Origin of the sequence: Sneathiella limimaris (assembly GCF_012932565.1) — a bacterium.
Classification (GTDB): domain Bacteria; phylum Pseudomonadota; class Alphaproteobacteria; order Sneathiellales; family Sneathiellaceae; genus Sneathiella; species Sneathiella limimaris.
Map to the genome: position 1 here is coordinate 121,098 of NZ_JABBYJ010000003.1, position 24,209 is coordinate 145,306.

Below are 24,209 nucleotides of genomic sequence, written 5' to 3' on the forward strand. Positions count from 1 at the left end.
AGATACAATATACGATTACCACTTAATTGTATCAAGGAATTACCATGACAATCGACACAATTTTCCTAATTGTCGTATTTGCAATATCCATGATTGGATCACCCGGGCCAGCAAACATGGCGCTAATGGCTGTGGGCGCCCGCTATGGCTATATGAAATCCATCCCCTTTCTGTTAGGGACGGCTTCAGGATTTTTACTTGTCGGAATGGGGGTTGCAGCAGGTATAGGCGCTCTTTTTGAGATTTTCCCCGCCTTAAGGATAACCTTCCTGATCCTGTCTGCAACCTACCTTATCTATCTTGCCTACAAGATCGCTTTTCAATCAGTAAAAAATGGCGCAAGAGAAGTGCGCTCTGGATATTTGTCTGGTCTATTCATTCACCCGCTCAACCCTAAAGCCTGGGCGATGATGATCACAGCTTATTCTCAGTTTTCTCCGGAAAGCCTATCCCCTCTGATGACATTCCTGATAATTCAGTCGATCTTCCAAGTAACAGGGCTTACTTTGAACTCTGTGTGGTGCGCCGGGGGAGAGATGCTGGCACGACTTGTAGAATCACCAGAAAAATTAAAACGAATAAACCAGTCCATGGCTATGGCTATGTTGATAATAGTTGGGCTTTCAGTGTGGCAAAGCGGAATGTTTTGGACTAACCCGCATGGCGAAGCTGCACGACCCTATTCTTGGGGAAAACAACTGTACAAGTAGTTCCAACCCCTTCAACACTCTGCAAATCGAAGGTACCCCCATGAATATCCACAATCAGCTGAACAAGCGTCAAACCAAGTCCTGTTCCCTCATTATTACGTGCATAGCTTGCCTGAGCCTGACCAAATCGGGACAGCACATGCTTTAAATCCTTCTCGGCGATACCAATTCCTGTATCAATAACCTGCAGAACCAGTTCTTCATTCGAATTAACAAAGGCCTTTACGGTTACAACCCCACCGGAACTTGTGAATTTCACTGAATTGGAAACCAGGTTCACAAGAACTTGCTTTACCCGGGTTTCATCCCCATACAAATTTGGCAGCCCCTCTTCCACGACGTCTTTCAGTTTCACCTCACCACTCATGGCGCGCACTGATAGCATCCGCATGCTGGAAGCAATGACATTGCGAAGATCAAACTCTCGTTCATAGAGTTGAATCTGACCTGCCTCGATTTTAGCTACATCAAGAATATCGTTGATAACCTGTAAGAGATGCGCACCTGCCGAATGTATATCTGAAGCATAATCTCTGTAATTGTCATGACCGAGTTTGCCGAACGCTTCAGTGCGCAAAATTTCAGAAAACCCAATAATAGCATTTAGAGGCGTTCTGAGTTCATGGCTCATATTCGCCAAAAATTCAGTTTTTGCCCGATTGGCAATCTCCGCTGTTTCCTTGGCTTTTCGAAGATTCAATTCAGCCTCTATTCGATCATTCATATCGACAAGAATTCCCTCGATATAAAGGGGATGACCATCATCATCGAAAACGGGATAAGCACTGATAGATCCCCAAATCAGATGACCTTCCCTATGACGCCATTGACACATTTCATTCAAAATGAAATTGCCGCTAACCAAGCGTTCAAGATGTTCTTTAGAAAGAGACTGACTGGTATAAAATTCACTCGCAACATCGACAACATTCCCTTTTAGGTCGCTAACGCTTGCGTATCCCAGTAGAGATGCCAACGCTGGATTGCATTCCAGCAGATTACCGTCAAAATCAATTCGATAAATTCCCTCAGATACATTATTGAACAAACGCTTCAATTTTATGTCGCTGATCCTTTTGCCATGACTGATCTGCGTATTCCGATACAAAATAACGGACAGAGCGACAACCAGAGCAACAATTGTAACCGAAGTGATAATTAGCAACCATCTGAAGGTATAGAGGTTGGACTTTTGCACCAAGATCTGTGAGTCATTGTAGGAACTGTATTGATCCCTAATTTCCCGCAAGGTGCCTCTCAAATCATATAAATAGATCAGTATCTGGCCCCGTAGATCTTGAGTTGGCAACTCTGCACGGTCAGATAACAACGCTTGACTCAAGCCCTTGGATTTTTCATTTAACTCAAAAAGAAGCTGACTTATTCCTAAGTCCACATAACTCTTCTCATTTTGGCTCAAAAACCCCTCAATGACATTTGAAGTCAAATTGAGAAGCTCAGAAACCGACTTCTTTTTTGCTACCGTAATTGATGTAGATGAATTGCTAAGTGATACAATTTCATCCCCGAATTTTATAATAAGCCCATCTACTGATCCGGCTTGAGAAACAAGCAAATCTGGGGATGATTTTTCCACGTGCAGAAGGATGTTCTGCGCTTGTAGTGACAACCAACCGGATATGAAGACAAGCAGGCATACGGCCGCAACGAACCCCAACTTCCAACGATCTTTTTCCTGAATTTTCTTAATCCAGCCCCTCACCAAAAAGCGTCCCCTCTGCTTTCACTACATTTTTGTTTTCACAGTGTTGTTCAGTAGGAGAAAGATAGAAGTAAATGCTTAATACATTATTATTGTTTTATGTAAGACCCCCTTAATGTTCTATAAGGGAAGGGGGAGAATGGTGGGCCCGGCAGGACTCGAACCTGCGACCAGACCGTTATGAGCGGTCGGCTCTAACCAACTGAGCTACAGGCCCACAAGATGCATCTCAACTTATCCGAATGACGCAGCTTTATACAAGTCGTGACTATTTATACTGTTAAAGACCAGGAGGCAATTGGAGAAAACAGGAAATTTGATTTATCCATAAAAAAAGGGAGAGGAATATCCTCTCCCTCGCAACAGACCATCAAGTATCCAAGAAGCTGCGAAGCTTTCTGGATCTGCTTGGATGTTTGAGTTTACGTAAAGCTTTGGCCTCAATCTGACGAATCCGCTCACGGGTAACTGAGAACTGCTGCCCGACCTCTTCCAGAGTGTGATCCGTATTCATACCAATGCCAAATCGCATCCGCAGAACGCGTTCCTCACGTGGGGTCAAGGACGCCAAAACCCGCGTGGTAGTTTCGCGAAGGTTGGATTGAATTGCCGCATCCAATGGCTGGACCGCATTTTCGTCCTGAATGAAATCGCCGAGATGACTGTCTTCTTCGTCACCAATTGGCGTTTCCAAACTAATAGGCTCTTTGGCAATCTTCATCACTTTCCGCACTTTTTCGAGCGGCATGCCAAGTTTGATCGCCAACTCCTCAGGTGTTGGCTCACGACCAATCTCATGCAGCATCTGACGGGATGTACGTACAAGTTTATTGATAGTCTCAATCATATGAACTGGAATACGGATTGTCCGCGCCTGATCCGCGATTGAACGCGTAATCGCTTGACGGATCCACCAGGTTGCATAGGTTGAGAACTTGTAACCACGGCGATATTCAAATTTATCAACCGCTTTCATCAAGCCAATGTTACCTTCCTGAATCAGATCCAGGAACTGCAAGCCACGATTGGTATATTTTTTCGCAATGGAAATCACCAATCTCAGGTTCGCTTCCACCATTTCCTTCTTCGCACGGCTTGCCTCACGCTCACCTGTCTGAACAGCTGAAACAATCCTACGGAACTCGGTCATCGGCATACCAAACTCTGAGGAAATCTTGATAATTTCACTCCGAGTGTCATTGATAGAGTCGATTTCCCGCTCAATAAACTCTTTCCAGCCCTTGGCCTTCAACTTACCAACTTTTTCGATCCAACCTGGATCCAATTCGGAGCCAAAATAGTTTTCAAGGAAACTGGCACGGGAAACTTTATTCCTCTCTGCCAGACGAAGCAGTTTACCTTCCAGGCTCATCAGACGACGGTTAATACCGTAAAGTTGATCGACCAGCGCCTCAATACGGTTATTCGTCAAATGGACATCATCCATCAACTTAACCAGTTCGGCTTTCAGTTTCTCGTATTTCTTTTCCTGAGCCTTCGGAATAGTATCATTTTCCAGCGCAGCATTCAGGCGAGCTTCCTGAAGTTTGTGCAACTTTTTATATGTCTTTGCGATTTCATCAAACCGCTCAAAGACTTGAGGCTTGAGTGTCTCTTCCAGGGCCGCCAAAGACATGGTGTTTTCTTCGGCATCATCATCATCGTCGTCGTCATCGCGCTCGATTGGATTGCCGTCTTCATCCACTTCCTGCTCGCTGGAATCGTCGTCATCGTCATCATCATCGTCATCATCGGCACTGAGATCATTAGCCGGAAGATCATCTTCGCTATCGGCGTCATAACCCTCCTGAATGGCCTTCTCGGCCGCAGCTCCTGCGCCATAAGTTGCATCCAGATCGATCACGTCACGTAGTAAGAGCTGCTCTTGCAACATCAGCTCACGCCAATTGAGAATGGCACGGATCGTCAATGGGCTTTCGCAGATCGCACCAATCATTTTGCCGCGGCCAGCCTCAATCCGTTTTGCAATCGCAATCTCACCTTCGCGGGACAACAGTTCGACTGTACCCATTTCCCGCAAATACATGCGAACTGGATCATCGGTCCGATCACCAGATGTGGATGCTTTTTCTGTTGTTTTCTCAACGCCTTTTTCTTCGGCGCCATCATCATCGTCGTCATCAGAAGCAGCATCTTCACCTGCTTCATCATTCTCGACAACATTGATACCCATTTCAGACAGAAGAGACATTGTATCTTCAATCTGTTCGGAAGACATCTGATCTTGAGGCAGAACGTCATTCAGCTCATCAAAAGTGACAAAGCCTTTTTCCTTTGCCTTGGCGAGCATTTTTTTAACTGCAGCTTGAGAAGCATCAATCAAAGGGCTGTCAGGCGCATCTTCTCTTTGATCTTGTACCTCTGCAGCTTCTGCATTCTTCGTTGCCATATAGCTTCAACTCCTGAATACCGGCAGCGCTTATCAGTAAGAAATCTGCCAGAATAACAATCTTATCAAAATTCGGTATTTCTACCCGAAGCAATCCCAAAGCCATCCAGTTCCGTCTCGGTGCCCTCTGCACTTTGCAGGGCCTGCTTAGCCAATTTCAGACGTTCTAGGTTCGCCGGTGTTACTTCCACCCCTAAATTCTCTTCTGCTGCTTTCAGTTCTGCTATCAACTCTTCCCGCTTATGGCGCGCCATTAGATGCATCCAACCTTTAATCGCATCTTCTGTCGCAGCCTCCATGGAAACAAACCAATCAAGAGATTGATCTGCAGACTTTTCCAGCATCGCTACCTCTTCAGATAGACCACCTGTCACTAGTTGGTGCTTCAACAGCGGATAGTCAAGTTCTGATTCGGAAGAAGCAATTTCTATGATTGCCCGCCTTAGCCTGTCAAGATTTGAGCTAGAAAGCTTTAACCCAGCGAAATGCTCAAAGTAATTATCCAGTATTTCCGGGTGATTGAGGATCGTCAGCACCAGTAGCCTCTCCCCTCTCCCCCAACTTTCCGGACGCTTTAGAGAATGGCTAAATCCAGTTTTTTTATCGAATCGGGAATTTTGATTCGCGAATCTATCGAATCTGGTATGGGCGGACTTCACTAGAGCGCTTCCAGCTTGATTACGCCCCTGTTCGCGGTTCCATTCCCATAACCGGTTTTTAAAATACCGCTGATAATAGCTCTTTACTGTGGGATCATGGATTAAAGATGTCAGTTCTGATAAAGCAGTCTCAAAAGCGGCTTTTTGCTCAGGCGTTGAAACATGACGATTCTCAATTTCCTTCTGCCAAAGCAACTCTGACAAGGGCAGAGCCTGATCCAAAACACCCTTCATGGCCGCAGGGCCATCACTTTTAATCAGGTCATCAGGATCCACTCCTTCAGGCATCAGAGCGAACCGCAAAGAATACCCAGGCTTTAAGAGTGGCAAAGCCCGCTCCGCTGCTCGAAGCGCCGCCCTCCAACCAGCAGTATCGCCATCAAGACACATGATCGGCTCCGGTGCCATTTTCCACAAGATCTGCAACTGATCTTCAGTGACAGCAGTTCCAAGAGGCGCAACAGAATGGGTAAAACCGGCCTCAGAAAGCGCGATCACATCCATGTAGCCTTCTGCGACAATCACAGCGCCTGCATCATATGCCGCCTTTCGGGCTGCTGGCATATTATAAAGAACATGACCCTTATGGAACAAAACCGTGTCAGGAGAGTTTAGGTACTTCGCTGGCGCATCGCCAAGCGCCCGGCCGCCAAAAGCGATAACTCGTCCCTGCCGATCCACGATTGGAAACATCAGCCGCTCGCGGAACCGATCATAAGTCGGGCGGCCATCATCAGGCTTGATAATCAAACCTGCTTGAAGCATCAAATCTTCTGAAACCCCTCGCGCCTGCAAAGCTTCCTTCAAAGCTGTCCGTGAATTAGGGGCAAACCCTAACCGAAACTCAGCCGTTGCAGCTGGTGAAACTTGTCGCCGTTCCAAATAATCACGAGCATGTTTCGCAGACTGACCAGATAATTGAGCAGCAAACCAGCTCGCTGCCATTTCAATAACATCATGGAGCGTCGCTGCCTGTTTCTGCCGTTGCCGCTCTTTGGGCGTTTCAACCGGCATAGGCATACCAGCCATATCCGCTAAGCGTTCGATTGCCTCGCGAAACTCCACACCCTCTGTTTGTTTGATAAACTCAACCTGATCGCCATGGGCACCACACCCAAAACAATGATAAAAACCCTTTTCTTCGTTAACTGTGAAGGAAGGGGTTTTCTCATTATGAAAGGGGCACAGGCCAGTATATTCCCGCCCCTTGCGGACAAGCTTAGTCCTTCTGCCAATAAGCTCTGACAGACTGACCCTATTCCTGATTTCATCCAAAAACTGTGGCGGAAAAGCCATTAGCTAACCTTTACGCTTGCCCAACCTCTTTGCGCAAAGAAAGCAATGTTAAGCACCCAGCTCTGCTTTCACAAGTGCACTTGCTTTTGCAAAGTCCATCTTGCCCGCATATCTGCTCTTCAAGGCCCCCATGGTTTTCCCCATGTCCTTGAGGCCTTCTGCGCCAATTTCAGAGATTGTTTCCTGGATCGCTGCTTTCATTTCGCCTTCATCAAACTGTTTGGGCAAAAAGTCAGTGATCACGTCAATCTCTTCCTGTTCGGAAGTGGCAAGATCAATACGGCCGCCCTCTTCATATGCGGCAATAGAATCTTTACGCTGACGAACCATCGTCGTCAGCATTTGCAGAATTTCGTCATCACCGATTCCCTCGCCATCGCCCTTCTCTCGGGCTGCAATATCACGATCATGAAGCGTTGCCAGGATCAAACGTAAAGTAGAGATCTTCCGCTTGTCCTTTGATTTCATTGCTTCTTTTAGGGAATCTTTCAATTGGGTACGTAACATATTCACTTACATTGTCGCCAAGGAAAGCGGCCATAGTAACTCAACAGTCCAAAATTAGCAAACCAAATTTTTTGTCTAAGTTATTGATTTTAAAGGATTATTTTTATAAGTAAGAACTTGACGTCGCACCAACTTTACCCTATCTTCCCGCGTCAACATTCATATCGGCAGAAGGATTGAGGCCCAGCAATTACTGCAGGGGGTCCCTAAAGGCATGTCTAAATCAATCAGCGCACAAGATTTATATGAAGATCGGACACCAACTGCTGTCCTGGTCTTGAGTGATGGCACCGTGTTTCACGGATTTGGCATCGGAAAAGAAGGCGAAACCATCGGCGAGGTCTGCTTCAACACCTCAATGACTGGATATCAGGAAAGCCTAACGGATCCATCCTTTGCTGGCCAGATGATAACCTTTACTTTCCCTCATATCGGGAATGTTGGCTTCAACAATGAAGATATTGAAACCAAGGGAATTGCGGCAAACGGTTTAATTATCCGGGCTGACATTACTGACCCCGCGAACTGGCGGGCGGTTGACAATCTTAATGGCTGGTTGGTTGAACGAGATTTGGTGGGTATCTCAGGCGTCGATACTCGAAGACTTACCCATGTGATCCGCGAAATGGGGGCACCCAACGGCATTATCGCTCATAAATCAGATGGTCAGTTTGATCTTGAGGATTTGAAGAAGAAAGCCGCCGAGTGGCCGGGTCTGGAAGGCATGGATCTCGCCAAAGAAGTCACGACAAAAGAGACATATAAATGGTCTGAGACAAGCTGGCAGATCGAAAGTGGTTACGGAGAGGTCACTGACAAGAAGCGCCATATTGTTGCGGTTGACTATGGTGTGAAGCAAAACATTCTGAGATGCCTCGCTTCTCTTGGCTGTGAAATTACTGTTGTCCCAGCGACAGCGAGCTTTGATGACATTGCTGCGCTGAAACCTGATGGCATCTTCTTGGCGAACGGTCCGGGTGATCCTGCAGCAACCGGTGAATACGCTGTACCCGTCATTCAGCAATGTATTGAGAGCGGAATTCCTACATTTGGTATTTGCCTGGGTCACCAGATGCTGGCACTTGCCGTTGGCGCAGAGACTATGAAAATGCACCAAGGTCACCGCGGCGCGAACCAACCTGTCAAGGATCTACAAACTGGAAAAGTAGAGATAACCTCTCAGAACCATGGCTTTGTTGTAAAGCGTGAAAGCCTTCCTGAAGGTGTTACCGAAACCCACAAATCCTTGTTTGATGGTGTGGTAGAAGGAATTAGCCTAGATGGCAAACCTGTCTTTTCAGTTCAGTACCATCCCGAGGCCAGCCCTGGCCCGCAAGATAGTTTTTATCTGTTTCAACGCTTCGTAGATATGGTGGACGCAAATGCCTAAACGTGAAGATATCAAGTCCATTATGATCATTGGTGCCGGACCCATCATTATCGGTCAGGCCTGTGAGTTCGACTATTCAGGTACACAAGCCTGTAAAGCGCTGAAAGAAGAAGGTTACCGCGTAATCCTTGTGAACTCTAATCCAGCGACGATTATGACAGATCCGGAACAGGCTGATGCAACATATGTTGAGCCAATCACTCCGGAAGTTGTTGAGAAGATCCTTGAAAAAGAACGCCCGGATGCGCTGCTTCCCACTATGGGTGGACAGACTGCGCTAAATACAGCGCTAGCACTTGATGACATGGGAACGCTGGATCGCCTGGGCGTCAAACTCATTGGTGCAAACCGCGAAGCAATTGAGAAAGCTGAAGATCGGGATAAATTCCGGGCAGCCATGCAAAAAATTGGGCTCGATATGCCTGTTAGCCGTATTGCTCATTCCATGGATGAAGCATGGACGGCTCTGGAAGACGTGCACCTTCCATGCATTATTCGCCCTTCATTCACCCTTGGTGGAACTGGGGGTGGTATCGCCTACAACAAGGAAGAGTTTGAGACGATTGTCTCCTCTGGCCTGGATGCCTCTCCAACCACAGAAGTTCTCATTGAAGAGAGCATTGTCGGTTGGAAAGAGTATGAAATGGAGGTTGTCCGTGACAAGGCGGACAACTGCATCATCATCTGCTCCATCGAGAATGTGGATCCTATGGGTGTCCATACAGGGGATTCGATTACGGTCGCTCCTGCACTAACACTCACGGATAAAGAATATCAGATCATGCGGAACGCATCACTTGCCGTGTTGCGTGAAATCGGTGTGGAAACGGGCGGATCGAACGTTCAGTTTGCCGTAAATCCAGAAAATGGTCGCTTGATCATTATTGAAATGAACCCGCGTGTATCCCGCTCCAGTGCGTTGGCATCTAAAGCGACAGGTTTCCCAATTGCCAAGATTGCTGCGAAACTTGCCGTTGGCTACACCTTGGATGAATTAGATAATGATATTACCGGTGTAACCCCGGCATCTTTTGAACCCACTATTGATTATGTGGTTACTAAGATCCCACGCTTCACGTTCGAGAAATTTCCAGGTGCTCAGGCAACGCTGGGAACTGCAATGAAATCTGTGGGGGAAGCAATGGCCGTGGGCCGGACATTCGCAGAGTCTCTACAGAAGGCTTTACGCTCTTTGGAAACTGGCCTCACAGGCTTGAATGAACAAGAGATGAGCGATGATAAGCAGGAAATTATGAGCCTGCTGGCGCAAAGCACGCCGAACCGTCTATTGAACATCGCTGAAGCCTTCCGAAAAGGTTTATCCCTTGAAGACATTCAGCGTGCCAGCAAGTTTGAACCTTGGTTTCTCTCACAAATTGAAAACTTGGTTGCGATTGAATCGATCGTTCGGGAAAACGGTCTTCCCAGAACCAAGGGTGGTTTGCTTCACTTGAAAAAAATGGGTTTCAGTGATGAACGGATCGCGGAACTGACAGGTGAAAAAGCCTCAACAGTTGCCGGGCTTAGAGAAACGCTTGGGATTCGCCCTGTGTATAAGAGGATCGACACCTGCGCGGGTGAATTTACATCCCAAACACCTTACCTTTACTCTACTTATGAAGGAAATGAGTGGGACGAGGCTGTATGTGAAGCAGATCCAAGTGATCGGAAAAAAGTTGCCATTCTCGGTGGTGGCCCCAACCGGATCGGACAGGGTATCGAGTTTGATTATTGCTGTGTTCATGCTGCCTACGCCCTGGAAGAAGCTGGCTATGAAACGATTATGGTCAACTGTAACCCAGAAACAGTATCAACTGACTATGACACCTCTGACAGGCTTTATTTTGAACCGCTTACTGTCGAAGATACGATTGCAATTTTGCGAAAAGAACAATCTCGTGGAACCTTGCATGGTGTAATCGTTCAGTTTGGTGGACAAACCCCTCTAAAGCTTGCGGCTGGACTTGAAGCTGCAGGGATCCCGATCCTTGGTACTTCTCCAGATGCAATTGATCTTGCTGAAGATCGGGAACGGTTCCAACAACTGCTACACAAACTGAACCTGATCCAACCTGACAATGGCATTGCCCGATCTGTTGAACAGGCGTTCGATATCGCAGAGAGAATTGGCTACCCTGTGGTCGTGCGCCCGTCTTATGTTCTGGGTGGCCGTGCGATGGAAATTGTTAGAAGTAGCGACCAGCTGGACCGGTATATGAATGAAGCTGTCCAAGTTTCTGGAGACACCCCGGTTCTGGTCGATGGATATCTTCAAAATGCCATTGAAGTGGATGTTGACTGTCTGTGCGACGGACAAGATGTATTCGTTGCCGGCATTATGGAGCATATTGAGGAAGCGGGAATTCACTCCGGCGATAGTGCTTGTGCTCTGCCGCCTCATACTCTCGACTCCGATATTGTTGAAGAAATCCGTCGTCAAGCGAAAGCCCTTGCCCTCGAACTTAATGTTGTCGGCCTGATGAATGTTCAGTTCGCGGTCAAGGACGAAACAGTTTACATTCTTGAAGTCAACCCCAGAGCGAGTCGGACTGTCCCATTCGTTGCGAAAAGCATTAACTACCCAATTGCAAAAATCGCAGCTCGGATCATGGCTGGAGAAAAACTCGCGTCCTTTAATCTGGAAGATCGGGTTCATGACCATATCACTGTTAAAGAAGCCGTTTTCCCCTTCAACCGTTTTCCTGGCGTTGATGTTGTCTTAGGCCCTGAAATGCGATCTACCGGCGAGGTGATGGGTATCGATAAAGACTTTGCATCTGCTTTCTTGAAATCTCAACTGGCGGCAGGGGTGAAACTGCCAACTGAAGGAAAAGTCTTTATTTCCGTGAAGGATCTAGACAAGCCGCTAGTTCTGGATGTAGCAGAAAAATTACTTTCCCTTGGCTTCGAACTGATTTCAACTTCAGGGACCGCAAGTTACCTTCAAGACAAAGGCCTGAAGGTTGAGCGGATTAATAAAGTAATGGAAGGCCGCCCGAATATCGTCGACCTTATGAAAAACGGTGATATTGATCTGGTTATCAATACAACTGAAGGGGTTCAGGCATTGAAAGACAGTTATGACATCCGTCATACTGCTCTCGTCATGAAGACCCCATACTCTACAACAATCGCGGGTGCACGTGCGACGGCACAAGCAATTGAGAAAATTAAGACAGGAACCCTTGAAGTTAACCCGCTTCAATCCTATTCTTAAAAACTTGAGCGAAAGAAAACGAGAATTAAGATGCCCGGCTTTGCCGGGCATCATTGGTTATTAACTGCGCAAAAGTGCATTGAGAGAAATTGATGGAAAGACTACCAATTACAGCGGCAGGCCATGCAAAGCTGGAAGCCGAACTAAAGGAACTGAAAAACAACGCCCGCCCAAAAGTTATTGAAGCGATTGCAACGGCACGTGAGCACGGTGACCTCTCAGAAAATGCTGAGTACCATGCGGCGAAAGAACAGCAGTCTCTCATCGAAGGCCGCATTGCAGAGCTCGAAGATAAATTGGGCAGAAGTGAAGTCATCGACGTTGCTTCCATCACAGGCAGCCAAATCAAGTTTGGCGCAACAGTTCTGGTGGTTGATGAAGATACTGACGAGGAATCCACCTACCAAATCGTCGGCGAGGATGAAAGCAACATTGAAAAAGGACTACTATCCTTGAAAGCGCCGTTGGCAAGGGCACTTATGAACAAAGAACAGGGCGACAGTGTCGAAGTGACGACACCCGGTGGCTCCAAAGCCTATGAAATTCTGGAAGTGAAATACGTCTGATCTTTCAAAACGTTTTCTTTCAAAAAAAACGGCGCTGTTTCCAGCGCCGTTTTTCTGTCTTTAGTCGGAATGACTAGATCTGGGGCTCACTTACACCTTGTTACGACGGCGACCAATAAAGCCCATCAAGCCCAAAGCAGCGCCAAAGGCTAGAATTGCAGGCGGCAATGGAACCGCAGAAACAGAAACACTCTTGATATCAAACCCATCCGGTGTAGTTGAGAGATCTTTCAAAATAACATAGAGATAGTTTCCACCAAGACCTGTTAAGTCATAGGTATAACCACCGCTTCCTTCATTGGCTTCGCCGTTGTTAATGACATCAATTGCGGCCAATCCGAGACCGTTAAACCAATCATCCAAATCATAAACAGTTTCGTTATTTGGCCCAAAAGTACCATCTTCATACGCGGAAAAATCAACAGCAGGACCGCTGTAAACATACAATTCAGCACTTTCCGTATAGTGACTGCAGTTTCCTTCCGCCGTTACGGAATTACAATTGTACGTTTCTTCAATTGCCATAACTGCACTGTTAAAGCTTTCGAGTGGATCAAAGGCAAATACGGCAATACCGCCCTGGCCCATGCTCCAGAAATTATCATCAGTTTCACCAAGTGCATTAGACGGGTTGTCACGACCCGATTGGTTATCGTTACCATCTGTACGAACACCGGGATCGGCATATACAGATGTTGCCCAATAAGTAGCTGCATGTGATGGATTTGCAAAAAGCAGTGTTGCGCCTACAAGTGCAACAGCAATTGAAGTGATTTTTTTCATAGAACTCAAGACCAAAAGAGCAATACCCCCGCTCCTTGGCTTCCCTACGTGATTAAATAGTAAACAACTCGTTAAGTGTTCAATTCCATAATTCTCTCATATTTGTCAAGAAAACTGCTTCTAATTTCTACAAAATTTTACACGTTAACCATTTAAATATATGAAATCACTGATTTTGAATTTAGGAACATTTTCGTTACAAACTTCCAAATTATGGTTAATTTGAGTGGTCCAACTTCCTCTTTTAAGTAAAATAGAATCAAAAAAACCCTCTTTAAGAGGGTTTTTCTAAAAGATTCTATTCAAAAACTAAGATTGTTTCTTAGGATATCCAACACTAGCAAGGACTTCTCTAATTTCATCCAAGATTACAGGATCATCGATAGTTGCCGGATCTTTATAGGTTTCTCCATCAGCAATTTTTCGCATGATCGCTCTAAGGATTTTACCTGATCGCGTTTTAGGTAAGCGTTTTACTGGCAAGGCATGTTTAAAAGCTGCTACAGGCCCAATTTTTTCGCGAACGAGGGCTACTAACTCTTTCTCTATATCAGCACTATCCCGGTCCACCCCTGCATTCATCACAACAAAACCAAAAGGAATTTGCCCTTTTAACTCGTCTGCGACACCAATAACTGCACATTCGGCAACGTCAGGGTGCCCTGCAAGGACCTCCTCCATACCACCGGTGGAAAGACGGTGGCCTGCGACATTAATAATGTCATCCGTCCGCGCCATAATGAAGAGATACCCATCTTCATCAATAAAACCAGCATCACCCGTTTTATAATAACCCGGGATATCAGCCATGTAGGATTTCTTGAACCCTTCATCATTATTCCACAAAGTTGGAAGGGCACCAGGGGGCAAGGGTAACTTAACAGCAATCTCACCGATCTTGCCTCTTTCCATCTCTGTCCGTCCATCCGCTTCATCGATGATATGAATATCATATCCTGGCACCGGCATAGTTGGACTTCCCAGTTTAACGGGCTTAATGCCATATCCGGCACAGTTAGCCCCCATTGGCCATCCGGTCTCGGTTTGCCACCAATGATCTAGAACCGGGACTTTAAGTAGATCCTGAGCCCATGTAATCGTATCAGGATCTGCTCGCTCACCCGCCAGAAATAGAATACGAAACCTGCTTAGATCATAATCGTGGATCAGCTGTCCTTTAGGGTCCTGCTGTTTGATCGCCCTAAATGCGGTGGGAGCTGTAAAAAGCACAGATACGTTATGGTCTTGAATTACCCGCCAGTAAGTTCCTGCATCCGGCGTTCCGACAGGCTTCCCTTCAAATAGGATCGTTGTCGCTCCGTACATGAGAGGAGCATAGACAATATATGAATGGCCGACGACCCAGCCAACATCCGACGCAGCCCAAAATACCTCTCCAGGTGAAACATCATAAACATTTTTCATGGACCAATTCAGTGCAACCGCATGTCCACCGTTATCCCTGACAACTCCTTTGGGAACTCCTGTAGTACCTGAAGTATACAAAACATAGAGTGGATCTGTTGCTTTGACAGGCACGCATTCAGCCGGCTCATCACAGGACGCCAAAACGTTCCAGTCAACATCGCGGGCTTGAGATAAGTCCGCCGGGCATTCCGGACGTTGCAGAATAATGCTGTGTGATGGTTTGTGGTCTGAAAGCTCTATTGCCTTATCCAATAACGGTTTGTATTCGACGGTCCGACCCGGCTCCAAACCGCAAGACCCTGCGATCATTGCAACAGGTTTCGCATCGTCAATCCGGGTCGCCAACTCTTTCGCAGCAAAACCACCAAACACAACAGAATGAATCGCGCCAATCCGAGCACATGCCAACATAGCGATAGCAGCTTCAGGGACCATTGGCATATAAATAATAACACGATCACCTTTGGTCACACCCAACTTAGCCAGCCCACCAGCGAAACGAGCCACCAAGTCTGTTAATTCCTTGTAGGTATAAGATTTAACCTGGCCCGTCATTGGGCTGTCATATATCAGGGCGGCCTGCTCCCCTCGTCCATTTTCAACATGCCGATCTAGACAGTTGTAGCATGTGTTCAGTTCGCCCCCTTCAAACCATTTAAAGAAGGGTGGATTTTCAGCGTTAAGCACACGGTCCCACTTTTTGTACCAGGAGATCCCTTCCGCAGCATCGGCCCAAAATCCCTCCGGATCACGAAGCGAATACGCATAATCCTCTTCAAAAGTTGGCATATTTCCGTTCCCTCCAACTGTTCCCTGTCATATGAAGCTTGAATTTATTTTTTACTCATAATGCTCTGAGAAGTCCGGTTTATCAACGTTTACTCACAAAAAAAGCCGTGGCATATAGTCACGGCTTTTTTGAACTCTTTAAATGGATTGTTAGTCGTTAGACTTAAACAAATTCTCAAAGTCTTTAACAGCGTCAGCCTTGGCATCAGTTTCATCTGTCTCTTCTTCAGACGACTTGCCGAAAACGGCCTCAGCCTCAGCACGATGATCGTAGGCTTCTTCCTTCTGCATCTCTTGCTTTTTCAGCTCATAGGGTGTCAACGGAACAGATGCCGCATCAGCAGCGACGGAAGCTTTCACCTCTTCCATAAGCTTATCGGTATCTTCTTCGTTCCGAAGGTGGGAGAAGGCCTTAACGGTTTCATCCAACTCCATCTGGGTACAAATTCCCAAACTAACTGGATCCCGTGGCTTAATGTTCTGGCTGTTCCAGTGGGTTTTGTCTCTAACCGCCATAATAGTTGCTTTTGTCGTACCGAGAAGCTTACCGACTTTGCTGTCTGGTAACTCTGGATGGAACTTAATCAACCATGCAATCGCATCTGGTCGATCGCCTCGACGAGACACTGGCGTGTAGCGCCCTCCACGACGACGCGGTTGCGGGACGTCAGCGACAGGATTGCTCAAGACCAAACGAGCATTTTCATCCTTTTGACAACGGTCAATCTCTTCCTGAGTAAGCTCGCCATTTGCAATTGGATCACGGCCAACAATACCGACGGAAACTTCACCATCGGCAATGCCTTGAACTTGCGCAGGGTGCATACCACAAAACTCACCAATCTGCTTAAAAGTCAGACCTGTATTATCGATCAACCAGACGGCTGTTGCGGTTGGCATCAATGGTGATGACATTTCTTCTCCTCACATGATGGCCGCTTTTCGGCCATCTCACATATCTTTGCTGTATATATGGATGAAAAATCTGCTTAAGTCTAGGGCTTGGAATACAGATAGACGTTTGTTTTTACCAGTCCAAACCTGCTTGCGCGACTAAACCTTAGCCGACCTCTAGCATGATTTTGCCAATATGCCCAGAGTCATCAATCCTCTTATGTGCAGCTGCAGCCTCTTCAAGTGGAAAAACACTATCAATAACAGGAGAAACTGTTCCAGCATTCAAGAGAGGCCAGACTTTCGTCTCCAAACTATTTGCAATATCCGCCTTCGCCTGAACAGACTGTGGACGCAAAGTCGAGCCTGTTATCGTAAGGCGCTTCAGCATAACAGGTGCAAAATTAACCTCTGCTTTGGGTCCTCCTAGAAACGCGATATATACCAAGCGACCTTCTACAGCTAATGCCGAAATGTTTCGTTGAATATAATCACCACCAACCATATCCAGAATCAGATTTACGCCTTTACCGTCAGTGAGCTCCTGGACAACCTCAACATAATCTTCTGTTTTGTAGTTGATGCCGCGTTCAGCACCCAATTTTTCAATCTCACGACATTTATCATCAGTCGATGCTGTCGCGAAAACGCGAGCCCCAAAAGATTTGGCAAGCTGAATGGCAGTCGTTCCAATACCGCTGGCGCCACCGTGGACAAGAAACGTCTCACCGCCTGTCAAACGACCACGGTCAAAAACATTCGTCCAAACAGTAAAATAGGTTTCAGGAACAGCTGCTGCCTTGATCATATCGTAGCCGTCAGGTATCGACAGGCATTGAGCCCAGGGCGCCACGCAATATTCAGCATAGCCCCCACCTGCTACCAACGCACAAACACTATCACCGACTTTGAACTTAGAAACACCGCTGCCCACCTGCACCACAGTACCCGCCACTTCCAGTCCGGGAAGATCTGATGCGCCAGGCGGCGGAGCATAACCGCCCATCCGCTGCAATACATCTGGCCGATTAACTCCGGCCGCAGCAACTTTGATCAAAACTTCATCATGACTTGGCTGTGGAACCGGGCGTGTCGTTGGCACTAGATTCTCAGGTCCACCAAATTCTTTGATTTCAATCGCTGTCATATTAGCGGGCACAGAAACCATCACTATCTCCCATTTTTCGTTGTCTTTAGGCTATGCTCTTGTATGGGTGGCATCTCAGTATTAGTGTTCGTGCGATGCCAATAAGAGCTACAGAATATGGAGGTTTGCCAAAATGACAAGTGACGAGAATGATATTCCAATGCCAACTTCTCACTCTGTGAATTTTGAAACGATGTCCGTTGAAGAACTTAAAGATTACATAAAGCAACTGGAACAAGAGATAAAAACTGCCGAGAGCTTTATTGAAAAGAAAAAGGCTGCGCATGTAAGTGCTGATAGTTTCTTTAAAAAATGAGTTGTAAAAGCGCCTAAGAAATCCGCTTACAAACACCTCGGTTATTGGCCGGGTACATTTTTCTGCAAAAAAATTGTAATTTTGTGTATTCGTTAATTGTAATTTAAGAAAATAAGCTTAAATTAAGTATTAGCAACCCCGTCATGGGTTGTCGATTGGATCTCATCCAATCTGTTTGACGCCTCCCTGTTGACTTGAGCCGCCCAAAAGGCGGCTCTTTTTTTGCCCTCTGTCAAGCCCTATTTTTTTGCATTTTTGTTACTTTTTAGAGTTCTGTAACTTGACTCACACAAAGAATCAGAGTTTATTCCTTTCAACAGGTCAAGTCTGACAGGTTGAGGTATCAAACCAAATGAAGGGGGCGCTATCCGTAGCAGCCCCCTCACTTTTTGACCATCTTCATAAAAATCTATTTCCAACATCAAACAGAAATCGGCTGGACCTCTGTTGACTGCCAGTATAGCCTCCCCGACAAATAATCAATCCAACAGGGAAGTGTGTTAAATGGCAGATCCAAATTTCCTTAAATTCGATACCCTTAGTCTACATGCTGGCCATAAGCCGGATCCAACCACTGGTGCGCGTGCAGTCCCTATTTACCAAACAACATCATATGTCTTTAAAGACTCTGATCATGCAGCATCCCTCTTCAATCTGGAAACAACTGGTCACATTTATGCTCGTCTTTCCAATCCCACCACAGCAGTATTAGAAGAACGACTGGCTAGCCTTGAGGGAGGAATTGGTGCCATTTGCACAGCTTCCGGGCATGCAGCACTTCATCTCGCAATTGTAACTCTCATGAGCGCAGGATCCCATATTGTCTGCTCGCAATCAGTTTATGGGGGAACTTATAATCTCTTGAAGCACACAATGCCTCGTTTTGGAATTGAAACGACTTTTGTAAACCCTCGGGATCTGGATGCTTTCAAGTCTGCTATTCAGGACAATACCAGGCTCGTGATCTCAGAAACTTTAGGCAATCCAGGCCTTGAAGTTACAAATATCCGGGCAGTGTCCGATATTGCACATGAAGCTGGCATCCCGCTTTTGATCGATAATACCTTTGCCACGCCATACCTCTGCCGTCCGTTAGACCATGGCGCAGATCTGGTCATGCATTCTGCAACCAAATTTCTCGGCGGTCATGGTATTGCCATGGCTGGCGCCCTCATTGATGGAGGACGCTTTGACTGGGCTAAAAGCGGTAAGTTTCCAACTCTCACCGAACCATACGAAGGTTACCATGGCATCAAATATGAGGAAGAGTTTGGGCCACTTGCCTTCCTAATGCGGGCTCGTACCGAAGGTATTAGGGATTTTGGCGCCTGTATCAGCCCAACCAACTCTTTTCATATCTTGCAGGGCATTGAAACTTTATCCATTAGAATGGAGAAGCACGTTCAAAACGCCAGGAAGGTTATCGAGTTTCTATCCGGAAATGATGCTGTCGAGCATGTTTCCTATCCTGAGCTTGAAAATCATCCTGATCATGAACTCGCAAAGGAGATAATGCCAAAAGGATGCGGCTCCATTTTCAGCTTCACCGTCAAAGGGGGACGCGAAGCTGGCAAAGCCTTCATCGAACAACTGCAGATCTTTTCACATCTTGCAAATGTGGGGGACGCGAAAAGCCTTGTTATCCATCCTGCCTCGACAACCCATCAACAGATGGATAAAGCAGCGTTGGAAAATGCAGGTATTTCAGAAGGTATGATCAGACTGTCTGTTGGGCTTGAGGATGCGGACGATCTTATCAAAGATCTTAAACTCGGCCTTCGGGCGGCTGCAAAAATTGCAGAAAAAGCTTCAGCTTAAGGAGGGGCCCTAACATGTACGCTACTGTAAATAATGCTTCTCTTTTCGCGGCAACAGGTGGCAAAGAGTTTGATCCAAACCAGCCATCCATTATTTTCCTCCATGGGGCTGCTATGGACCATACAGCCTGGGCCCTACAAAGCCGTTACATGGCTCATCACGGGTTTAATGTCTTTGCATTAGATTTACCAGGACATGGCAAAAGCGAAGGCGACATTCCGGGCTCGATTGATGAGATGGCCGATAGTGTCATTGCCTTTATGGATAGTGCTGGCCTTAAATCAGCCACCCTTGTCGGGCACAGCATGGGTTCATTGACAGGTCTTTCAGCTGCAGGACGTTACCCTGATCGGATCGATAAACTGGTCATGATCGGAACAGCTTTCCCGATGATGGTTGGGGAAGATTTTTTGAACAGGGCTAAAGCCAATGATCCCTCTGCCTATCTAATGATGATTGACTGGTCACATGCCCGCCCTTCGCATGTCGGGCAGGCAGAAGTTCCAGGCTTGTGGATGATCGGCAATGCCTTGCGAACTGTTGAAAGAGCTGGTGATGGGACCCTTTACAAAGGACTATCTCTCTGCTCCACCTACGAAGGTGGTTTTGAGGCTGCGGAAAACTTGAAATGTCCGGTCCTCTTTATTCTCGGCGACAAAGACATGATGACCATGCCGCGTGCAGCCCAAAAACTGATCGCCAGTATTTCCGGATCAAAAACTGTATTACTGAAAGATTGTGGTCATATGCAGATGATTGAAAAGGCTGAAGACGTTCGCAAAGCCTTGATTGACTTCATGTAAGACAGCCTCAGCCGCGCGTCACGTTCCGATGCGCGGCGGACCACCTTTACCAGCTTGGCTTGGACCAAAAGCTTTATCCAAAATCCGAGTGCTGTCAGTTGCAATATCAATCGCTTCAGTCAGTAAAGCCAGTACTCTCATATTATTGGACAACACAGCCTGTGCCTCAGGACGGGCGTCATCTGTAATTCGAGTACATCTATGGATGACGTCAGAACGAACCATTCCCAAAACGTCTTCCAACTTATGACCAGTTGGATTTTCTTCAGTCACCAAAAAGTGGGTCATCAGCTTCTCCCAAGAAAGCACTAAACGTTTCCTCGGCTAAGCTTTCACCCATTTTAGTTAAGAAACCTATAATTAAGCAGTTCTAATCAACTAAAGGTTTTTCGCTCGCTCCCGAAGCACAAACTTCTGCACCTTACCTGTTGATGTTTTAGGCAACTCATCAAAAACAACTGTTTTAGGACATTTGTAATGGGCCATATTGTCTCGGCAAAAAGCAATAAGTTCCGCCTCTGTTGCATCTTTACCTGATCGCAGAGTCACAAAGGCACAGGGTGTTTCCCCCCACTTGTCGTCCGGGCGAGCCACAACGGCCGCATCTAAAACGGCGGGATGCTTGTAAAGCACCCCCTCCACCTCAATGGTTGAAATGTTTTCACCGCCGGAAATTATAATATCCTTCGACCGATCACGAAGTTCAAGATACCCGTCCTCATGCAAGACCCCTAGGTCACCTGTATGGAACCAACCATCTTTCAAAGATTTCTCCGTGGTGGACGGGTTTTTCAAATACCCTTTCATGATCATGTTTCCACGCATCATGACTTCGCCCATTGTATTCCCGTCCCTTGGAACAGGCTCCATGGTTTCAGGATCCATCACATCGAGACCACCAAGTGCATGATATCGAACACCTTGGCGGGCTTTCAACGCAGCCCGGTCTTCAACGGATTTCTCATCCCAGGCTTCATTCCAGTCACACACAACAGCAGGGCCATAACATTCGGTAAGCCCGTAAACATGAGTAACATCAAAGCCTAAACGATCCATTTCAGCCAAAACAGTAGCGGGGGGCGGTGCTGCAGCAACCATGACTTTAATACCGGGATTAGCTTTCTTCTTATCGTCTTCACTAGCATCAATCAGCATGGACAGAACGATAGGAGCGCCACACAAATGGTCTACCTTACTTTTACCCATAGCCTCATAAATCGGGCTTGCCTCTACCTTCCTAAGGCAAACATGCGTTCCGCCAACAGCTGTTATGGTCCAAGGGAAACACCATCCGTTGCAATGGAACATAGGCAAAGTCCATAGGTAAACAGGATGCTTTCCCATCCCCCAAGACAGTGTATTCCCCGTCGCTGCGAGATATGCGCCGCGATGATGATATACAACGCCCTTCGGATCGCCTGTCGTTCCTGAGGTATAATTCAGTGCGATTGCCTGCCATTCATCATCTGGCCCGGTCCAATCGAACTCGGGATCTCCTGTCGCCAGAAATTCCTCATAAGTCGTTTCTCCGATCAGCTCGCCTGTCGTAGCCAATGGATCATCAATGTCGATAACAATAGGATCACATTTTGCAATATGAAGCGCTTCACGCACCAGACCTGAAAACTCCCGATCGACCATGATTAATTTGCTTTCGCCATGGTCAAGAATAAACGCGATCGTTGATGCATCCAGCCGAGTATTTAAAGCGTTTAAAACTGCACCGCACATCGGGACACCAAAATGGCTCTCCAGAATAGCCGGAATATTTGGGGCAAGAATGGAAACTGTATCCCCCTTCCCAATTCCCCGCTGGCTGAGAGCGCTCGCCAATTGCCGACAGCGATCATAGAACTCTTGATAAGAGTAGCTCCAGTCACCATGGATCATCGCTGTATGATTAGGATAAACCGACGCCGAACGCTCGAGAAATGTAATAGGTGAAAGTGGCTCATAGTTTGCCGCATTCGCCGACAAACCAGCTTCATAGATGCTCATGCTTCCTCCAGAACGCGATTGCTTAGATTTTTAATTGGACGCAATCCCCAAAAGTCTTATTCCTGACCCAAATCTACAGGGACACCCGGTAAAAACTTTGAGACCCGAATCCCCAAAGAAGTCTTCACATGTTCCACATTCGGAGCCGCAGTCAATTCATGTGTCAGGAAATGCTGGTATGAATCCCAGTCTTTCGCCACCACCTTCAAAATAAAGTCATTTTCACCAGCCAACATGTAACATTCACGAACCATGTCCCAATGCTGAACTTTTTCTTCGAAGGCACTCAAATCAGCTTCTGCTTGGCTGTGCAATCCAACCAGTGCAAAGACAGTTACGCCAAACCCCAGATTTTCAGAATTTAATTGCGCATGATAGCCCTCAATGTAACCTGAAAGCTCGAGGGCCCGAACACGCCGTAAGCATGGAGGCGCTGAAATTCCAGCGTTTTTTGCAAGCTCCACATTCGTAATTCGGCCATTTTCTTGCAGATCATGCAGGATCCGCCGATCAATATCGTCGAGTTTTACTCGTTGCATACATTGCCTCCAACTAACTGTATTGCGCAATAATATTACAAAGAGAGTAATTCTCCAAGCCTTGTTATACCCTTTTACGTAATTAAATTTCTTGACCTGAAAGAATTGAAAGGAATAGTTCAAACAGGAAAAACCTAAGCCAAGCACCGAGATTAAATGGGATCTAATCGCAAAATACCAACCTGTTGGATTGTCACTGATGGAAGCGCTGGAATGGAAAACCAGTGCATCGGTTTGGCGGAAGCCATGAGCCTTGATCCGGAAATCAAACGGATAAAGACAAAAAAGCCTTGGCGCTGGCTACCACCACAGCTTTGGATTTCTCCGCTCCAGCAACTAAAAACTGATGGTGATCAGCTGGCCCCCCCTTGGCCGGATACTCTTATTTCATGCGGTCGTCAGGCCATTCCCATGAGTATTGCGATCAAAAAAGCCAGTAAGGGCAAAACTTTCACTGTCCATATACAAACACCAAATACATCACCTTCTCATTTCGATCTGGTTATCGTTCCCAAACATGACCGACTAAGAGGACCCAATGTGATTGTAAGTGAGGGTTCCCTAACGCGCATAACTCCTGAAAAACTCAAAACAGAGAGCAATCAATTTCCAGATATAATCCCGGCTGTCCCTCACCCGATTGTTGCCGTATTGGTGGGTGGCAGTAACAGGTGCTACTCGATGACAGCACCTGTCGTAAAAAAACTATGCGATGATCTGAAAAAGCTTCACCAACATACAGGATGCTTTTTTTTAGTTACCGCTTCCAGGCGGACTGGCGATGAAAATACGGTGACTTTAAAGGAAACCCTCTCAAAACTTCCCCACTATTTTTGGGATGGGTCCGGAGACAATCCTTACTTTGCATTTCTGGAAAAGGCTGACGCCATAATCGTAACAGCCGATTCTGTTAACATGGTCTGCGAGGCTGTCAGCGCAGGCAAACCAACACTTGTTTTCGATCTAGAAGGTGGTAATCGAAAATTCAATTATTTTCACGACAGAATGAAGAAGCAAAATTATACGCGGGCATTTGAAGGTTCACTCCCAAGCTGGGACCAGCCAGTTCTTCGGGAATCTCAAAGAGTTGCGGAAATCGTCCGACAAAAATATCAAGATCGCCCTAGTCCTTAACACAACATTTGGGAAATCTTATCTCTACTTTGTCTATATATGCCTCTTGCAAGGTTTTGAGGGTCATAATACATAAAGCAGT

Annotated in this window: 19 protein-coding genes and 1 tRNA gene; 8 read left to right on the plus strand and 12 right to left on the minus strand. The window is 46.6% G+C overall.

Annotated elements, in window-relative coordinates; all coding sequences use genetic code 11:
• The first annotated feature begins 44 nt into the window (after window positions 1–44).
• On the plus strand, window positions 45–710 hold the full coding sequence (locus tag HH301_RS16280; RefSeq protein ID WP_169570098.1) for a LysE family translocator: 666 nt from the start codon (window positions 45–47) through the stop codon (window positions 708–710).
• Here HH301_RS16280 and HH301_RS17910 read toward each other — a convergent pair.
• From HH301_RS17910 to HH301_RS16305, 5 genes are all read right to left on the minus strand, one after another.
• On the minus strand, window positions 652–2,433 hold the full coding sequence (locus HH301_RS17910) for an ATP-binding protein (RefSeq protein ID WP_169570100.1): 1,782 nt from the start codon (window positions 2,431–2,433) through the stop codon (window positions 652–654). The two genes, HH301_RS16280 and HH301_RS17910, sit on opposite strands and share 59 nt — an antisense overlap.
• Window positions 2,434–2,573: 140 nt before the next feature.
• Window positions 2,574–2,650 (minus strand) — tRNA-Ile (locus HH301_RS16290).
• A 153-nt stretch (window positions 2,651–2,803) separates the two neighbouring features.
• Entirely contained in the window at window positions 2,804–4,843 is a 2,040-nt protein-coding gene (rpoD, locus tag HH301_RS16295) for an RNA polymerase sigma factor RpoD (protein WP_169570102.1), read from the minus strand.
• Window positions 4,844–4,908: 65 nt separating this feature from the next.
• Window positions 4,909–6,798: a DNA primase gene (gene dnaG / locus HH301_RS16300; protein WP_169570103.1), complete on the minus strand. Its 1,890-nt coding sequence runs from the start codon at window positions 6,796–6,798 to the stop codon at window positions 4,909–4,911.
• A 48-nt stretch (window positions 6,799–6,846) separates the two neighbouring features.
• Window positions 6,847–7,305 (minus strand): GatB/YqeY domain-containing protein, encoded by a 459-nt coding sequence (locus HH301_RS16305; RefSeq protein WP_169570335.1) that lies wholly within the window; start codon window positions 7,303–7,305, stop codon window positions 6,847–6,849.
• Window positions 7,306–7,519: 214 nt separating this feature from the next.
• On the opposite strand from HH301_RS16305, the gene carA reads away from it, so the two are divergent.
• The 3 genes from carA (at window position 7,520) to greA (ending at window position 12,478) form a co-directional block, all read left to right on the plus strand.
• The gene (gene carA, locus HH301_RS16310; RefSeq protein ID WP_169570104.1) at window positions 7,520–8,695 is read left to right on the plus strand and encodes a glutamine-hydrolyzing carbamoyl-phosphate synthase small subunit; all 1,176 of its coding nucleotides are present in this window, start codon (window positions 7,520–7,522) and stop codon (window positions 8,693–8,695) included.
• On the plus strand, window positions 8,688–11,912 hold the full coding sequence (gene carB / locus HH301_RS16315; RefSeq protein WP_169570106.1) for a carbamoyl-phosphate synthase large subunit: 3,225 nt from the start codon (window positions 8,688–8,690) through the stop codon (window positions 11,910–11,912). Before carA ends, carB begins: the two co-directional genes overlap by 8 nt.
• Before the next feature lie 92 nt (window positions 11,913–12,004).
• Entirely contained in the window at window positions 12,005–12,478 is a 474-nt protein-coding gene (gene greA / locus HH301_RS16320; RefSeq protein WP_169570108.1) for a transcription elongation factor GreA, read from the plus strand.
• 90 nt (window positions 12,479–12,568) lie between these two features.
• On the opposite strand, the gene HH301_RS16325 is transcribed toward greA, so the two are convergent.
• The 4 genes from HH301_RS16325 to HH301_RS16340 form a co-directional block, all read right to left on the minus strand.
• A complete protein-coding gene (locus HH301_RS16325; protein ID WP_169570110.1) occupies window positions 12,569–13,261 on the minus strand; it encodes a hypothetical protein in 693 nt (230 codons plus the stop codon).
• A gap of 309 nt (window positions 13,262–13,570) precedes the next feature.
• Window positions 13,571–15,478, minus strand: coding sequence for a propionyl-CoA synthetase (locus HH301_RS16330; protein ID WP_169570111.1), 1,908 nt, complete (start codon window positions 15,476–15,478; stop codon window positions 13,571–13,573).
• 150 nt (window positions 15,479–15,628) lie between these two features.
• Entirely contained in the window at window positions 15,629–16,393 is a 765-nt protein-coding gene (locus HH301_RS16335; protein ID WP_169570112.1) for a DUF1013 domain-containing protein, read from the minus strand.
• A gap of 145 nt (window positions 16,394–16,538) precedes the next feature.
• A complete protein-coding gene (locus HH301_RS16340) occupies window positions 16,539–17,540 on the minus strand; it encodes an NAD(P)H-quinone oxidoreductase (protein WP_206378391.1) in 1,002 nt (333 codons plus the stop codon).
• 112 nt (window positions 17,541–17,652) lie between these two features.
• Here HH301_RS16340 and HH301_RS16345 point away from each other — a divergent pair, with 112 nt between their 5' ends.
• The 3 genes from HH301_RS16345 (at window position 17,653) to HH301_RS16355 (ending at window position 20,456) form a co-directional block, all read left to right on the plus strand.
• Complete coding sequence (locus HH301_RS16345; RefSeq protein WP_169570113.1) at window positions 17,653–17,835, plus strand: DUF1192 domain-containing protein; 183 nt, start codon at window positions 17,653–17,655, stop codon at window positions 17,833–17,835.
• Window positions 17,836–18,339: 504 nt separating this feature from the next.
• Window positions 18,340–19,653, plus strand: coding sequence for an O-acetylhomoserine aminocarboxypropyltransferase (locus tag HH301_RS16350; RefSeq protein ID WP_169570115.1), 1,314 nt, complete (start codon window positions 18,340–18,342; stop codon window positions 19,651–19,653).
• Between the two features lie 14 nt (window positions 19,654–19,667).
• Window positions 19,668–20,456: an alpha/beta fold hydrolase gene (locus HH301_RS16355; protein WP_169570116.1), complete on the plus strand. Its 789-nt coding sequence runs from the start codon at window positions 19,668–19,670 to the stop codon at window positions 20,454–20,456.
• Between the two features lie 18 nt (window positions 20,457–20,474).
• On the opposite strand, the gene HH301_RS16360 is transcribed toward HH301_RS16355, so the two are convergent.
• The 3 genes from HH301_RS16360 to HH301_RS16370 form a co-directional block, all read right to left on the minus strand.
• On the minus strand, window positions 20,475–20,744 hold the full coding sequence (locus HH301_RS16360; RefSeq protein ID WP_169570118.1) for a histidine kinase: 270 nt from the start codon (window positions 20,742–20,744) through the stop codon (window positions 20,475–20,477).
• Window positions 20,745–20,834: 90 nt separating this feature from the next.
• Complete coding sequence (locus HH301_RS16365; protein WP_169570119.1) at window positions 20,835–22,454, minus strand: acyl-CoA synthetase; 1,620 nt, start codon at window positions 22,452–22,454, stop codon at window positions 20,835–20,837.
• A 56-nt stretch (window positions 22,455–22,510) separates the two neighbouring features.
• Window positions 22,511–22,993 carry an Lrp/AsnC family transcriptional regulator gene (locus tag HH301_RS16370; protein WP_169570121.1) on the minus strand — a complete coding sequence of 161 codons (483 nt, stop codon included), beginning with the start codon at window positions 22,991–22,993 and terminating at the stop codon, window positions 22,511–22,513.
• A gap of 213 nt (window positions 22,994–23,206) precedes the next feature.
• Here HH301_RS16370 and HH301_RS16375 point away from each other — a divergent pair, with 213 nt between their 5' ends.
• Window positions 23,207–24,127: a mitochondrial fission ELM1 family protein gene (locus tag HH301_RS16375; protein ID WP_206378392.1), complete on the plus strand. Its 921-nt coding sequence runs from the start codon at window positions 23,207–23,209 to the stop codon at window positions 24,125–24,127.
• The last annotated feature ends 82 nt before the right edge of the window (window positions 24,128–24,209 follow it).